The organism is Streptomyces sp. NPDC002867 (assembly GCF_053591895.1).
Map to the genome: position 1 here is coordinate 30,302 of NZ_JBSFUR010000032.1, position 14,160 is coordinate 44,461.

Sequence of the window (14,160 nt, forward strand, 5' to 3'; positions counted from 1 at the left end):
TGCCCAGTGACCGATCGGCCCTGTCTTCGTTCCCCCGTAAGGGGGGCCGGAAATCTGATCAGAACCGAGGTGTACGCGATGGTGGTCCCGCCGGACAACGACGTGATCTGGGCTCGTTCCCTGCACCACTCCCACCGCGGCTCCCCGGCGCTCGTCGGGGTGTCGCTCGGAGTACGCGAGGGCGAGATCCTCGCCGTGCACGGAGCGCGTGGCAGCGGAAAGACCACGCTCCTGCGGTGCCTGTCCGGCCAGCTCGTGCCGCAGGAGGGCGAGGTGTGGTTCAACAGCACCCCCGTCCACACGATGCCCCCGCTCCGGCGCGAGCGGCTGCGGCGCGACCGCTTCGGCTGGATCGACCCCGAACCGACACTCGTTCCCGAGCTGCGCGCATGGGAGAACGTCGCCCTGCCGCTGCTGCTGTGCGGCGCCTCCCACCGCTCGGCCAGGAGGACCGCTCTGGAGTGGATGGACCGCCTGGACGTCGGGGCCGCCGCGGACAAGCGGCCGCACGTCCTCGTCCGGGCCGAGCAGCAGCGCGTCGCCGTCGCCCGCGCACTCGTCACCACGCCGTCCGTGCTCTTCGCCGACGAGCCGACCGCGACGCTGCACAGCGCCGACCGCGCCCATGTGCTGCGTACGGTGGCGGCCGCCGCCAGGTCCCACCGCATGACCATGGTCCTCGCCACGCACGATGCCGACGTGGCCGCCCTCGCGGACCGCGTGATCGTGCTCGCCGACGGCCGCCGGGCCGGCTCCCCGCAGGCGGCCGAGGCGGAAGGCCGGGCCGCGTGCTCGCTCTCCGTCTGACCCGCGGCGCCCACGCCCTCGTCCAACTGCGGCGGCTCCTGGTCGCCGCGGCGTCGGCGGGCGTCGGCTTCCTGATGCTCTGGACTCTGACGTACGCGCTGTCCCATCCCGCCGACTCCCGCACCGCGATCCAGCAACTGCTGTGGTGTGCGATCCCGCTCGCGGCGACCGTGTACTTCGCCGTCGCCGTCGCCCGCACCGACCCGGGCACCCGGCCGCGGTCCGGCCTGTCGGCCGTCGGTCTCGGACCGGCCGGGCTCACGGTGGTCGCCGCGGCGACGACGGCCGTCGCGGCGACGCTGGGGAGCGTGGTCGCGCTGCTGTTCTTCCTGCATCTGCGGGGCGATCTGAGCGGGCTGCCGTTCGACGGAGCGGCCGCCGACCTGCTCGCGGCCGATCACCCGCTGCCGCCCGGCGCCGTGCTGACGCTGCTGTCGCTCGTCCCGGTGACCGCGACGGCGGCCGCCGCGATCGCGCTGCGCCCCCGGCCCGCCGCCGAGGACGAGGCACCCGCCTCGGCGCCCGCCGGGCTGCCGTGGGGGGTCGCCATGATCGCCGGCGGCCTCGCCGTCGAGACGTACGCGAGCGGACGGCCCTCCGGGCATGCGCTCGCCCTGCCCGGCCCGATCGGCGGTCACCCGGCCGGGGTCCTCGCCGGCTGGGTGCTGGCCGCGGCCGGCCTGTGGCTCGCGGGACCGGCCCTGACGCATGTGTGCGGCCGTCTCCTGCAGGCCCTACGGCCCGGTGCGACCCGTCTGCTCGCGGGCCGCATCCTCATGGCGGAGGCCCGCTGTGTCGGCCGCCCGCTCGGCGTGGTGTGCGCGGTGGCCTCCGGAGCGCTCGCGGTGACCGCGCTCCACGGTGACGCGTCCCGCCCCTGGGGCCCGATGACCGCACTGGGCGCGACGCTCGTCGTCGCCTGCACGACGGCCACACTGCTCACCGCGGCGCTGGAGGTCCGGCAGTCGCGCACCGACACGACCGAGGCCCTGCTGCGTCTGGGCGCGCATCCGGCGGCGCTGCGCCGGGCCGCGTGGCTGCGCGCGGGGGCCCTGCTGCTGCTGTTCGCGCCGCTGACCCTGACGTTCGCCACAGTGGCGGCCGCGCCGTTGAAGGGCTGACGGCCCCTTCGTTCCGCACTCTCGGTGCCTTGGCGGGCCCCGCCCTTCCCCGCGGCGTGGTACGCATCCCGCGCGGCCTATCGTGGGCCCATGACGCACCCCGAGCCGCAGGCGGAGCACCGCGAGATCGAGTCACTCGAGGAATTCGACCGGGTGGTCTCCCGCGGCTCGCTCGCCGGATTCCGCGTCCAGTCCGTCGACCTCACCCATCGCACGTCCGTGCTGTTGTCCGCGGACACCGACCGGGCCGTGTTCCTCGGCTGCCCGATGGAGCCCGCGGCCGCGGCGAAGGTCCGTGCCGACGGGGCGCTCGTCTTCCCACCCGTGCCGGACCTGCCGTTCGACCCGTACCGCGGCCGTCTCTACACCGCGGATGAGCTCTTCGCCGGGCTCGACGGCGGATACGCGGCCACTGCGGATGCCCTCGCCTACGACTGGTTCCAGCGCACCAGGGCCGACGGCGACGTCTTCGCCTCGATGCTCCGCTCGATCCACGACGACGCCCTCTCGGACGCCCTCGACGAACTCCTCGCCGACGCCCGCGTGGTGGGGGTGATGGGCGGCCACGCGATGGGCCGGGGCACCGAGGCGTACGCCGGCGCGGCACGGCTCGGCCGCGCTCTCACCCGCGCGGGGTTCACGGTGGCGACCGGGGGCGGACCGGGTGCGATGGAGGCCGCCAACCTCGGTGCGTACGCCGCTCCGCACTCCGACGAGATGCTGGAGGACGCCCTCCAGTTGCTGGCGAAGGCGCCCTCCTTCATGCCCTCGGTGACCGACTGGGCGCAGGCTGCCTTCGAGGTGCGTGCCCGCTGGCCGCAGGGCGCCGGCTCGGTCGGCATCCCCACCTGGTTCTACGGGCACGAGCCGCCGAACGCGTTCGCGGAGCACATCGCCAAGTACTTCGCCAACGCCACACGCGAGGACGGCCTGCTGGCCCGCTGCGACGCGGGGGTGGTCTTCCTGCCGGGCGCGGCGGGAACGGTGCAGGAGATCTTCGACAACGCGACCCCGAACTACTACGGGTCGCGCGGCGAGCCGACCCCCATGGTGCTCGTCGACCGCGCCCACTGGACCGGCCATCTGCCCACGTGGCCACTGCTGCGCTCGCTCGCCCGGGGGCGGGCCATGGAATCGCGGATCGCTCTCGTGGACTCGGTGGAGGACGTGCCCCAGGCGCTGCTGCGGCTGGGGGCCGGCGGGTAGGCAACGGCGCCGGGGCCCGTGGATCAGTCGCCGGGCTCCAGGACCACCACGTCGTCCGCGGCGAACACGACGCCCACTCGCGCCCCTTCGCCCGGCGCGTCCCGCAGGGAGCACTCGGCCTCCAGCACGGGCCCTTCGGCGGGCCGCAGGCGCAGGGCGACGTGGCTGCCGCGGAAGGTCCGCGCGACGACCGTGGCCGCCGTGCCCTCGCCCGGCTCCACGACGTGCACGCCGGACGGCCGTACGAGCAGCGTGCGTTCGCCCTGCGGCGAGCAGTCGGGGACGGGGATCTTGCCCCAGGGGGTGTCGGCGGCCGCGCCGCCGACCGTGGCCGGCACGACGTTGTCGAAGCCGAGGAAGCGTGCGACGAACTCCGACGCCGGGCTCTGCCACACCTCCAGCGGCGTACCCGTCTGGGCGATGCGCCCCTCCTGCATGACCACGACACGGTCGGCGAGCGCGAAGGCCTCCCCCTGGTCGTGGGTGACGGCGAGGACCGTGGTCCCCAACCGGCCGAACAGCCCGCGCAGTTCGACGACGAGCCGCTCGCGCAGCCCGCGGTCCAGCTGGCCGAGCGGCTCGTCGAGCATCAGCAGCTTGGGCTCCGGCGCCAGCGCCCGGGCGAGCGCGACCCGCTGCTGCTCACCGCCGGAGAGCGCGGCCACGGACCGCCGCTGCGCTCCCGGCAGCCCGACGAGCTCCAGCAACTCGTCCACCCGGCGGCCCTGTTCACCCCGGCCGACGCGAGGCGTCTCCCCGGCCCCGGAAGGACGCATGCGCAGCCCGAAGGCGACGTTGCCCGCCACCTCGCGGTGCGGGAAGAGCTGATGGTCCTGGAACATCAGCCCCACGCCCCGACGGTGGACCGGCACCCCTGCCTGGTCGGCGCCCGCGAGCAGCACCCGGCCGGCGTCGGCGCGCTGGAGTCCGGCGACCACCCTGAGCAGCGTGGACTTGCCGCTGCCGCTCGGTCCCAGCACGCAGACGATCTCGTGCTCGGCGACCTTCAGGTCCACCGCGTCGAGGGCGGTCCGCGAACCGAACCGTACGGTGACGCTCTCGAGTTCCAGCAGCGCCATCAGAACTCCTCGGAGGTGGTGTCGGTACGGATGCGTTCGAGGAGGAGCAGTGCGGCGGCGCACACCACCATCAGGATCGTGCCGAGGGCCATCGCCTGCCCGTAGTTGAGCTCGCCGGGCCTGCCCAGCAGCCGGGCGACGGCGACGGGCAGCGTCGGCTGGTCGGGCCGGGCGATGAAGACGGTCGCCCCGAACTCGCCGAGCGAGACGGCGAACGCGAAACCCGCCGCCACCAGCAGCGCCCGGCTCACCAGCGGCAGGTCGACCTCGCGCCAGGCGCGCAGCGGCGACGCGCCGAGCACGGCCGCCGCCTCGCGCAGCCGGACGTCGACGGCGCGCAGGACGGGCAGCATGGTCCGTACGACGAAGGGCACCCCGACCAGCGCCTGCGCGAGCGGCACCAGCATCCACGAGCCGCGCAGATCGAGCGGCGGCTCGTCGAGCGTGATCAGGAACCCGAAGCCGACGGTCACGGCGGAGACTCCGAGGGGCAGCATCAGCAGGGCGTCGAATCCGCGGACCAGACGGCCGGCCCGCCGGGTGAGGGCGGCCGCCGCGAGCCCCCCGACCAGCACCGAGACGGCGGTCGCGACGAGCGCGTACTCCAGCGAGTTGGCCACGGCGTCGATCGGCGGGACGAGGAAGGCGCCGCCCGTCTCGTCGAGCACGGTGAGCGCGCGGTAGTAGTCGAGTCCGTAGCCGCGGGGCGTGTCGAAGGACCGCTCGACCAGCACGCCGAGCGGCGTGATCAGGAGCAGGGCGACGGTGACGAGCACCCCGCACAGCACGGTCCACTGGGCGGCTCCGCGCGGACGGCGGGCGGTACGGGCCGGGTCCACGAGCCTCAGCGCGCCCTCGCGGCGCCGCACGGCCCGGGCGTGGACGGCGAGGACGACGCCGACGGCCGCGAACTGCAGCATGGTGAGCACGGCCGCCGTCGGCAGGTCGAGCATCTCGGCCGTCTGCCGGTAGATCTCCACCTCGAGGGTGGAGAAGGCGGGACCGCCGAGGATCTGCACGACGCCGAAGGAGCTGAAGGTGAACAGGAAGACCATCAGTGCCGCCGCGCCGACGGACGGCGCGAGCGCGGGGAGCGTCACCCGCCGCCAGGCCGTCAGCCGGCCCGCGCCAAGTACCCGCGCGGCCTCCTCCTGACGCGGGTCGAGCTGCGACCACAGGCCGCCGACGGTGCGGACGACCACGGCGTAGTTGAAGAAGACGTGCGCGAGCAGGATGGCCCAGACCGTGGTGTCCAGGCGCACACCCCACAGCTCGTCGAGCAGTCCCCCGCGTCCCAGCAGGGCGAGGAAGGCCGTGCCGACGACGACCGTCGGAAGCACGAACGGCACCGTGACCACGGCGCGCAGGAGGCGCTTGCCGGGGAAGTCGAGCCGGGCGAACACGTAGGCGCCGGGCAGGGCGACGAGCAGGGTGAGTGCGGTGGAGGCGAGCGCCTGCCAGGTGGTGAACCACAGGACGTGCAGGATGTCCGGACGTCCGAGGACCTCGCCGAACCGCCCGAACTGCCAGGCGCCCTCGACGCGCAGGCCGCGGCCGACGATCGCGGTCACCGGGTAGGCGAAGAAGACGGCGAAGAACGCGACGGGGCCGGCCATCAGGGCGAGCCGCGCCGCGTTCCCCCGCAGGGACTGCCTTACTTCAGGACGAGCGAGGACCACGACCGGACCCACTGCTCACGGTTCTCGGCGATCGTGCCGGGAGCGACGGTCTCGGGCTTGTCGACGACCACACCGTGCTCGGTGAACAGCTCGGGCAGCTTCGCGCCCTCGACCACGGGGTTGACGAACATGGTGAGCGGCATGTCCTCCTGGAACGTCTTGGTGATCAGGAAGTCCAGCAGCGCCTTGCCTCCCGCCTCGTTCTTCGCGCCCTTGAGCAGACCGGCGAACTCGATCTGGCGGAAGCAGGTGCCGGTCGCGACACCCGTGGGCGCCTCGGCGGGCTGCGGGTCGGCGTAGAGGACCTCGACCGGCGGGCTCGAGGCGTACGAGACGACGAGGGGACGGTCGGCGCCCGCCTTCTTGCCGCCGGCGGAGCCGGAGAACTCCTCGTTGTACGCCTGCTCCCAGCCGTCGACGACCTTGACGCCGTTGGCCTTGAGCTTCTTCCAGTAGTCCTGCCAGCCGGACTCGCCGAACGCGCCGACGCTGCCGAGCAGGAAGCCGAGGCCGGGCGAGGACGTCGCCGGGTTCTCGACGACGAGCAGGTTCTTGTACTCGGGCTTCGCGAGGTCGGCGAAGGTCTTCGGGGGTGCGAGCTTCTTGCCGGCGAAGAACTTCTTGTCGTAGTTCACGCAGATGTCGCCGGTGTCGACGGGCGTGACCCGGTGCTTGTCCGCGTCGAGCCGCGCCTCGTCCGCCACCTGGTCGAGCCCCTTGGCCTCGTACGGCGTGAACAGGTCGTTGTCGAGGGCGCGGGAGAGCAGGGTGTTGTCGACGCCGAAGAAGACGTCGCCCTGCGGGGAGCCCTTGGTGAGGATCTCCTTGTTGAGCGCGGCGCCCGCGTCCCCGCTCTTGAGGACCTTGACGGTGTACCCGGTCTGCCGGGTGAACTCCTTGAGGACGGCGTCGGACGCCGCGAAGGAGTCGTGGCTGACGAGGGTGACGGTCTTTGACCCGCCGCCGGTGCCGGACCCGGAGTCCTCGGACTGCCCGCCGCAGGCCGCGAGGGCGGTGACGCCGAGGGCGGCGGCGAGCGCCGTGCCGGTGGCACGCCGAAGCTGGCTGTTCATGATGGTGCTGACTCCCTACGCCGGTATGACCCGGATCAGGTCCGAGGGTCTGCGGCCCCGGGGCGTCCTACGCCCTGCCGCACTCTCAGCGCTGCTGCGCTCCCCTGTCGGAATGTTTCGTTGTTCATTTGTGCGAACGCACAGGGCACAGTATCAGCCACCCGGCCGACGGCCCCTGGTCACCGCTCCTGCGCCGCCAGCTGCCCGCACGCGCCGTCGATCTCCTGCCCTCGGGTGTCCCGGACGGTGACCGGCACACCATGGGCCGCGATGGCCTCGACGAACGCCTTCTCGTCCTCCGGCCGCGACGCCGTCCACTTGGAGCCGGGCGTCGGGTTCAGCGGGATCAGGTTGACATGGACCCGCTTACCCTTGAGGAGACGGCCGAGCAGATCGCCGCGCCACGCCTGGTCGTTGATGTCGCGGATCAGCGCGTACTCGATGGAGATCCGGCGGCCGGACTTCTCCGCGTACTCCCATGCGGCGTCGAGGACCTCGCGGACCTTCCAGCGGGTGTTGACCGGGACGAGGGTGTCGCGCAGCTCGTCGTCCGGCGCGTGCAGGGAGACGGCGAGGCGGCACTTGAAGCCCTCGTCGGCGAAGCGCAGCATCGCGGGGACGAGGCCCACCGTGGAGACGGTGATGCCGCGCTGCGAGAGGCCGAGGCCGTCCGGCTCGGGGTCGGTCAGCCGGCGGACGGCGCCGACGACCCGCTTGTAGTTGGCGAGCGGCTCGCCCATGCCCATGAACACGATGTTGGACAGCCGGGCGGGGCCTCCGGGCACCTCTCCGTCCCGCAGGGCCCGCATGCCGTCGACGATCTGGTGCACGATCTCGGCGGTGGACAGATTGCGGTCGAGACCGGCCTGCCCGGTCGCGCAGAACGGGCAGTTCATCCCGCAGCCCGCCTGCGAGGAGATGCACATCGTGACGCGGTCCGGATAGCGCATGAGGACGGACTCGACGAGCGTGCCGTCGTGGAGGCGCCACAGCGTCTTGCGGGTGGTGTCGTTGTCGCAGGAGATGTGCCGCACGACCGACATCAGGTCGGGCAGCAGCTCCGTGGCGAGCTTCTCCCGCGCGGAGGCGGGGATGTCGGTCCACTGCGCCGGGTCGTGCGCGTACCGCGCGAAGTAGTGCTGGGACAGCTGCTTGGCGCGGAACGGCTTCTCGCCGATCGCGGCGACGGCGTCCTTGCGCTCGGCGGGTGAGAGGTCGGCAAGGTGCCGCGGGGGCTTCTTGGCTCCGCGGGGCGCGACGAAAGTGAGTTCTCCGGGCTTGGGCATGGTGCTACCAGTGTCGCAGACCCCGCGAGGTGGCCTGCGGCCGCTGACTCGGGCGGTGGTCGTCCGGAGCCGCCGGTCCGGGCGGGACGCCGCTCTGGCAGCGCCGCGCCAGAAGTCGGGCACGTGGAGGCCGTCGTCGGCGAATCAGCAGCGTGCAGCGCCGAGCCGTCCGGAGACCGGGCTCCGGGGCACCGGCTCGCCCGGATACGACGGAGGGCTCGCCGTCCAGGGGTATCCCCATGCCCCGAGGCGGCCGTGGGAGAGGACGGCGAGCCCTCACGCGGAGAACCGCAGGTCAGCCGGAGCCGACGAACAGCACCAGCAACAGCCACACCACCGGGGCCGTCGGCAGCAGCGAGTCCAGGCGGTCCATGATGCCGCCGTGGCCGGGGAGCAGGGTGCCCATGTCCTTGATGCCGAGATCCCGCTTGATCATCGACTCCCCGAGGTCGCCCAGCGTCGCGCTGGCCGCGACCGCGAGGCCGAGCAGCAGACCCTGCCACCAGGTGCCGTCGTCGACGAGGAACTGCATGCACAGCGCACCCGCCGCCATCGCGAAGGTCACCGCTCCGAGCAGTCCTTCGCGGGTCTTTCCGGGGCTGATGCGCGGCGCGAGCTTGTGCTTCCCGAAGCGCCAGCCGACCGCGTACGCACCGGTGTCGCTGACGACCGTGAGCACCAGGAAGGTGATCACCCGTTCCGGCCCGTCGTCCGCGCTGAGCATCAGCGCGACGAACGTGGCGAGGAACGGTACGTAGAAGGCGGCGAAGACACCCGCCGTGACGTCCCTGAGGTAGCCCTCGGGCGGCTCGGTCATACGCCAGACGAGCACCGCGAGCGCGGTCAGCGCCATGGCCACCCAGGCGCCCTCGGACCCGCGCACGTAGCCGGCCACGACCATGGCGGCGCCGCCGACCGCGAGCGGTACCAGCGGCGCCTTGATCTGCTTGCGCTCCTGGAGGCGGGTGGTCAGCTCCCACAGGCCGACGACGACGGCGACCGCCACCACGCCGACGAACACGGCCTTGACGATGAAGAGCGACGCGACGATCACCGCGCCGAGCCCCACACCGACCCCTATGGCCGCCCGCAGATCGCGGCCGGCCCGCTTCTTCTGCGGCGGCTGCGGCTGCTGAGGCGCTGCCGGCGGCGGGCTGGGCATGGGCTCCTGCGTGTTCTCGTCGCGGAACAGGGGGCCACCGAGCCGTGCGGCCCCCCGGTCGCGGTCCTCGCGGCCGGCCCGGCCGCTGGGCCCCTCGGGGGATTCGGCGTCTCTACCTGCGTCGGGAAAGTCCGGCACGATGGGCATGGGCTGCGTCTCTGATGTATACCGTGCGTCGTGCCCATCGTGGGCGGGACCCGCCGGGAGGGGCCCCTGGTCGGGCGGTGGCCATGCACCGGCGTATCCGGCGCCGTGCGAGGCCCCCCAGGAAGAGTCGTTCATCAGACCTCGAGCAGCTCGGCTTCCTTGTGCTTGAGCAGCTCGTCCACCTGCGCGACGTACTTCGCGGTGGTGTCGTCGAGCTCCTTCTCCGCACGCCGGCCCTCGTCCTCGCCGACCTCGCCGTCCTTGATGAACTTGTCGATGGTCTCCTTCGCCTTGCGGCGGACGGAGCGGATCGAGATCTTGGAGTCCTCGGCCTTCGACTTGGCGACCTTGATGAACTCCTTGCGGCGGTCCTGCGTGAGCTCCGGGAAGACCACGCGGATGATGTTGCCGTCGTTGCTCGGGTTGACACCGAGGTCCGAGTCGCGGATCGCCTGCTCGATGTTGCGCAGAGCGGTCTTGTCGAACGGCGTCACAACGGCCATCCGCGGCTCCGGGACCGAGAACGACGCCAGCTGGTTGATCGGGGTCAGGGCACCGTAGTAGTCCGCCACGATCTTGTTGAACATCGCCGGGTGCGCACGTCCGGTGCGGATCGCGGCGAAGTCATCCTTGGCGACCAGGACGGCCTTCTCCATCTTCTCCTCGGCCTCGAGGAGGGTCTCTTCGATCACCACTTGCTCCTGCGTGTCTTGAGTTGGGCCCGGCATCGGACTGGGCCGGCGGAACCTGCGTCGCGTGTTCCCTGCACGGTGTACGACCGGCAGGGCTTTGTCCATCCCCCGAGGGCGCCCCCCGAGGCCCTCGGGTCAGGCCCGGGTGTCCCGGTCGCTCACGAGCGTGCCGATCTTCTCACCCCGGACCGCCCGAGCGATATTGCCCTCGGTGAGGAGTTCGAAGACGAGGATCGGGAGCGCGTTGTCGCGGCAGAGGGTGATGGCGGTGGCGTCGGCGACCTTGAGGTTGCGGGACAGCACCTCGCCGTACTCCAGCGCGTCGAACTTCACCGCGTCCGGATTGGCCTTGGGGTCGGAGTCGTAGACGCCGTCGACACCGTTCTTGCCCATCAGCAGTGCTTCGGCGTCGATCTCCAGGGCGCGCTGGGCGGCGGTGGTGTCGGTGGAGAAGTAGGGCATGCCCATACCGGCGCCGAAGATGACGACGCGGCCCTTCTCCAGGTGCCGTACGGCGCGCAGCGGGATGTACGGCTCCGCGACCTGTCCCATCGTGATGGCGGTCTGCACACGTGAGTCGATGCCCTCCTTCTCCAGGAAGTCCTGGAGAGCGAGGCAGTTCATGACGGTGCCGAGCATGCCCATGTAGTCGGAGCGTGCCCGGTCCATGCCGCGCTGCTGGAGTTCGGCTCCGCGGAAGAAGTTTCCGCCGCCGATCACGACGGCGATCTCTGCGCCGTCGCGGACGACCGCTGCGATCTCCCGTGCGATGGCGTGTACGACGTCGGGGTCGACGCCGAGACCGGTGCCGCCGGAGAAAGCCTCTCCCGACAGCTTCAGCATGAAGCGGCCGGCCTTTTTGCCGTGGTTGTCGTCGCCTTGTGCGGCGCCCTGGTTCATGGAGATCTCCTCGTGCACATACGAAGAAGGCCATTGCCGTTGGGGTCGTGCTGTCCCTGCCGGCAATGGCCTCCTCGTCAGATCTGCGGTCGTCCGGCGCGAACGCGGACGACTGCTTCAGACCCTACCGGGGTCCGGGGTCCGTCGCGTACGGACTCAGATGCCGACCTTGATGCGGCTGAAGCGCTTCAGGGTGACACCGGCCTCGTCCAGGATCTGCTGGACCGACTTCTTGTTGTCGAGCGCGTACGGCTGGCCCAGGAGGGTGGCCTCCTTGAAGAAGCCGTTGACACGACCCTCGACGATCTTCGGGAGAGCGGCCTCGGGCTTGCCCTCGGCGCGCGTGGTCTCCTCGGCGACGCGGCGCTCGGCCTCGACGACCTCGGCCGGGACGTCCTCGCGGGAGAGGTACTTCGGGGCGAAGGCGGCGATGTGCTGCGCGACACCCTTGGCGATCTCGGCGTTCTCCTTGTCGAGCTCGACGAGGACACCGATCTGCGGGGGCAGGTCGGGCATGGTGCGGTGCATGTACGCCGTGACGTAGCCACCGGAGAACTGCGCGAAGCGGTCGAGGACGATCTTCTCGCCGAGGTTGGCGTTGGCCTCGTCGACGTACGCCTGCACGGTCTTGCCGGGCTCGATCTCGGAGGCGAGCAGCGCCTCGATGTCCGCCGGGGAGGTGGCGGCGACGTGCGCGGCGAGCGCGTTCGCCACGGCCTGGAACTTGTCGCCCTTGGCGACGAAGTCCGTCTCGCACTTCAGCTCGACGAGGACACCGGAGGTGTTGTCGTCGGCGATCAGGGAGACGACGGCACCGTTCTCGGCGGAGCGGCCCTCGCGCTTGGCGACGCCCTTCTGGCCCTTGATACGCAGGGCCTCGACGGCCTTGTCGACGTTGCCGTCCGACTCGTCCAGCGCCTTCTTGCAGTCCATCATGCCGGCGCCGGTGAGCTCGCGGAGCTTCTTGACGTCAGCGGCGGTGTAGTTCGCCATGAGTCTGAGTTTCTCTCTCGAAGTCTGAAAGATCTACGAAGATCTGGAAGATCTACGGGTGGACGGCGGGGGCTGCACGCCCCCGCCGTCGTCAACCGAACCTGTGAAGGTCAGGCCGTAGGTCAGGCCTGCTCGGCCTCGGCGGCCGGAGCCTCAGCGGCCGGAGCCTCGGCAGCCGGGGCCTCAGCAGCCGGGGCCTCGGCAGCCGGGGCCTCAGCAGCGGCCTCGGCCGGCTTGGCCTCGGCGTCGTCGGCCTTCTTCTCGCCCTCGAGCAGGTCGCGCTCCCACTCGGCCAGCGGCTCACCGGCGGCCTTGTCGCCCGGCTTCTGGTCGCCGGTCGCGGCGCCGGAGCGGGCGATGAGGCCCTCGGCGACGGCGTCGGCGATCACGCGGGTGAGCAGGGTGACGGAGCGGATCGCGTCGTCGTTGCCCGGGATCTTGTAGTCGACCTCGTCGGGGTCGCAGTTGGTGTCGAGGATCGCGACGACCGGGATGTGGAGCTTGCGCGCCTCACCGACGGCGATGTGCTCCTTCTTGGTGTCGACGATCCAGACGGCGCTCGGCACCTTCTGCATCTCGCGGATACCACCGAGGGTCTTCTCCAGCTTGGCCTTCTCGCGGGAGAGGACCAGGAGCTCCTTCTTGGTGAGGCCGGAGGCGGCCACGTCCTCGAAGTCGATCTGCTCGAGCTCCTTGAGGCGCTGCAGACGCTTGTAGACGGTGGAGAAGTTGGTGAGCATGCCGCCCAGCCAGCGCTGGTTGACGTAGGGCATGCCGACGCGCGTCGCCTGCTCGGCGATGGCCTCCTGGGCCTGCTTCTTCGTACCGACGAACATGATGGAGCCGCCGTGCGCGACGGTCTCCTTGACGAACTCGTAGGCGCGGTCGATGTACGACAGCGACTGGAGCAGGTCGATGATGTAGATGCCGTTGCGCTCGGTGAAGATGAAGCGCTTCATCTTCGGGTTCCAACGACGGGTCTGGTGACCGAAGTGGACGCCGCTCTCCAGCAGCTCCCGCATCGTGACGACGGCCATGGCCGTATCTCCTTGGGTTCTCGGTTGTGTCCTGACGCCCCGACGCGCCGTGCCGCAAGGGACCGAGGAGCGCGGCCACCGACCGCTGAGGGGTGGGTGGCGGGGCGTGCGAAGTCGACCCGGTGACCCGGATCGCCAGAAGAAGTGTACGGGACCCATGACCTCCCGGGTGACGGCGCTGTCCACAACCACCCGGTTGTCCACAGATCAGGGCCGAGATCACCGCGGGTGGGGCGGCCTGCGGGACGGTGTCCCCCATGAACTGCGCACTTCCCGCGAGGCACCCGCGCCGCGCCCTGCCTGCCCTGCTCCTGCTGGCGCTGCTCGCGTCGTCGTCCCCACGGGGGCCGGGGGCGCTGGCGGGGACGGGGGCTCCGGCGGCGGAGGTGCGCCCGGGGGCGGGTGCGACAGGGGCGGCCCTGCGACGCCCCGTGGCGACGCCTCGGGAACCGGCTCTCGGAGTCCGGGCGCCGGCGAGTCCGCTGTCGGAGGAAGCCGGCGGGAACGGCGGGGCCCGGAGCTGGCCCGTCGGGGCGCCCCGGCCCGTCGTCGTGCGGGGCTGGGCGCCGCCCGCTTCGCCCTACGGCGCCGGGCATCGCGGCGTCGACCTCGCTGCCCGGCCCGGCGCCCCCGTCCGCGCCGCGGCGGCCGGCCGGGTCGCCTTCGCGGGCCGGGTCGCGAACCGCGGCGTGCTGGTCATCAGCCTCACCGATACGGGTGACCCGCCGCTGAGGACCACGTACGAACCGGTCCGCCCCCTGGTGGACAAGGACGAAGAGGTCGCCGCGGGGCAGGTCGTGGCGACGATCGAAGCGGGGCCGGCGCACTGCGCCGCGGGGTGCCTGCACTGGGGCCTGCTGCGGGGTACGGAGTACCTGAATCCGCTGAGCCTGCTGCCGTCGTCGATACTGCGCCGCCCGCCGTCCAGGCTGCTCCCGGTCTTCGGCGTACCGCTCCCGTAGCCCGCCGGCTCCCGAG

The 14,160-nt window shown here is 71.8% G+C and carries 13 protein-coding genes and 1 riboswitch; of the genes, 4 read left to right on the forward strand and 9 right to left on the reverse strand.

Annotation, left to right across the window (positions count from 1 at the left end):
- Positions 1 to 78: 78 nt before the first annotated feature.
- From ACWD0A_RS25295 to ACWD0A_RS25305, 3 genes are all read left to right on the forward strand, one after another.
- A complete protein-coding gene (locus ACWD0A_RS25295) occupies positions 79 to 807 on the forward strand; it encodes an ABC transporter ATP-binding protein (RefSeq protein WP_451301649.1) in 729 nt (242 codons plus the stop codon).
- The gene (locus tag ACWD0A_RS25300; RefSeq protein ID WP_451301651.1) at positions 789 to 1,928 is read left to right on the forward strand and encodes a hypothetical protein; all 1,140 of its coding nucleotides are present in this window, start codon (positions 789 to 791) and stop codon (positions 1,926 to 1,928) included. The genes ACWD0A_RS25295 and ACWD0A_RS25300 overlap by 19 nt, the downstream gene beginning before the upstream one ends.
- A gap of 90 nt (positions 1,929 to 2,018) precedes the next feature.
- Positions 2,019 to 3,134 carry an LOG family protein gene (locus ACWD0A_RS25305; RefSeq protein ID WP_451301653.1) on the forward strand — a complete coding sequence of 372 codons (1,116 nt, stop codon included), beginning with the start codon at positions 2,019 to 2,021 and terminating at the stop codon, positions 3,132 to 3,134.
- A 23-nt stretch (positions 3,135 to 3,157) separates the two neighbouring features.
- Here ACWD0A_RS25305 and ACWD0A_RS25310 read toward each other — a convergent pair whose 3' ends face one another.
- The 9 genes from ACWD0A_RS25310 to rpsB form a co-directional block, all read right to left on the reverse strand.
- On the reverse strand, positions 3,158 to 4,213 hold the full coding sequence (locus ACWD0A_RS25310; protein ID WP_451301655.1) for an ABC transporter ATP-binding protein: 1,056 nt from the start codon (positions 4,211 to 4,213) through the stop codon (positions 3,158 to 3,160).
- The gene (locus tag ACWD0A_RS25315; RefSeq protein ID WP_451301657.1) at positions 4,213 to 5,829 is read right to left on the reverse strand and encodes an ABC transporter permease; all 1,617 of its coding nucleotides are present in this window, start codon (positions 5,827 to 5,829) and stop codon (positions 4,213 to 4,215) included. Before ACWD0A_RS25315 ends, ACWD0A_RS25310 begins: the two co-directional genes overlap by 1 nt.
- 38 nt (positions 5,830 to 5,867) lie before the next feature.
- On the reverse strand, positions 5,868 to 6,965 hold the full coding sequence (locus tag ACWD0A_RS25320; protein ID WP_451301659.1) for a thiamine ABC transporter substrate-binding protein: 1,098 nt from the start codon (positions 6,963 to 6,965) through the stop codon (positions 5,868 to 5,870).
- A riboswitch (TPP riboswitch) is annotated at positions 6,961 to 7,081 on the reverse strand. (Overlaps the previous gene by 5 nt.)
- A 63-nt stretch (positions 7,082 to 7,144) precedes the next feature.
- On the reverse strand, positions 7,145 to 8,251 hold the full coding sequence (gene rlmN / locus ACWD0A_RS25325) for a 23S rRNA (adenine(2503)-C(2))-methyltransferase RlmN (RefSeq protein WP_215186957.1): 1,107 nt from the start codon (positions 8,249 to 8,251) through the stop codon (positions 7,145 to 7,147).
- Between the two features lie 295 nt (positions 8,252 to 8,546).
- A complete protein-coding gene (locus tag ACWD0A_RS25330; protein WP_451301661.1) occupies positions 8,547 to 9,695 on the reverse strand; it encodes a phosphatidate cytidylyltransferase in 1,149 nt (382 codons plus the stop codon).
- Positions 9,695 to 10,252, reverse strand: coding sequence for a ribosome recycling factor (frr, locus tag ACWD0A_RS25335; protein ID WP_177151386.1), 558 nt, complete (start codon positions 10,250 to 10,252; stop codon positions 9,695 to 9,697). Before frr ends, ACWD0A_RS25330 begins: the two co-directional genes overlap by 1 nt.
- Positions 10,253 to 10,387: 135 nt before the next feature.
- Positions 10,388 to 11,152: a UMP kinase gene (pyrH, locus tag ACWD0A_RS25340; protein ID WP_451301663.1), complete on the reverse strand. Its 765-nt coding sequence runs from the start codon at positions 11,150 to 11,152 to the stop codon at positions 10,388 to 10,390.
- Between the two features lie 156 nt (positions 11,153 to 11,308).
- Positions 11,309 to 12,145 carry a translation elongation factor Ts gene (tsf, locus tag ACWD0A_RS25345; protein WP_177151388.1) on the reverse strand — a complete coding sequence of 279 codons (837 nt, stop codon included), beginning with the start codon at positions 12,143 to 12,145 and terminating at the stop codon, positions 11,309 to 11,311.
- Between the two features lie 122 nt (positions 12,146 to 12,267).
- Complete coding sequence (rpsB, locus tag ACWD0A_RS25350) at positions 12,268 to 13,182, reverse strand: 30S ribosomal protein S2 (protein WP_451301665.1); 915 nt, start codon at positions 13,180 to 13,182, stop codon at positions 12,268 to 12,270.
- Positions 13,183 to 13,439: 257 nt separating this feature from the next.
- On the opposite strand from rpsB, the gene ACWD0A_RS25355 reads away from it, so the two are divergent.
- Complete coding sequence (locus ACWD0A_RS25355) at positions 13,440 to 14,144, forward strand: peptidoglycan DD-metalloendopeptidase family protein (protein WP_451301667.1); 705 nt, start codon at positions 13,440 to 13,442, stop codon at positions 14,142 to 14,144.
- Positions 14,145 to 14,160: the final 16 nt, after the last annotated feature.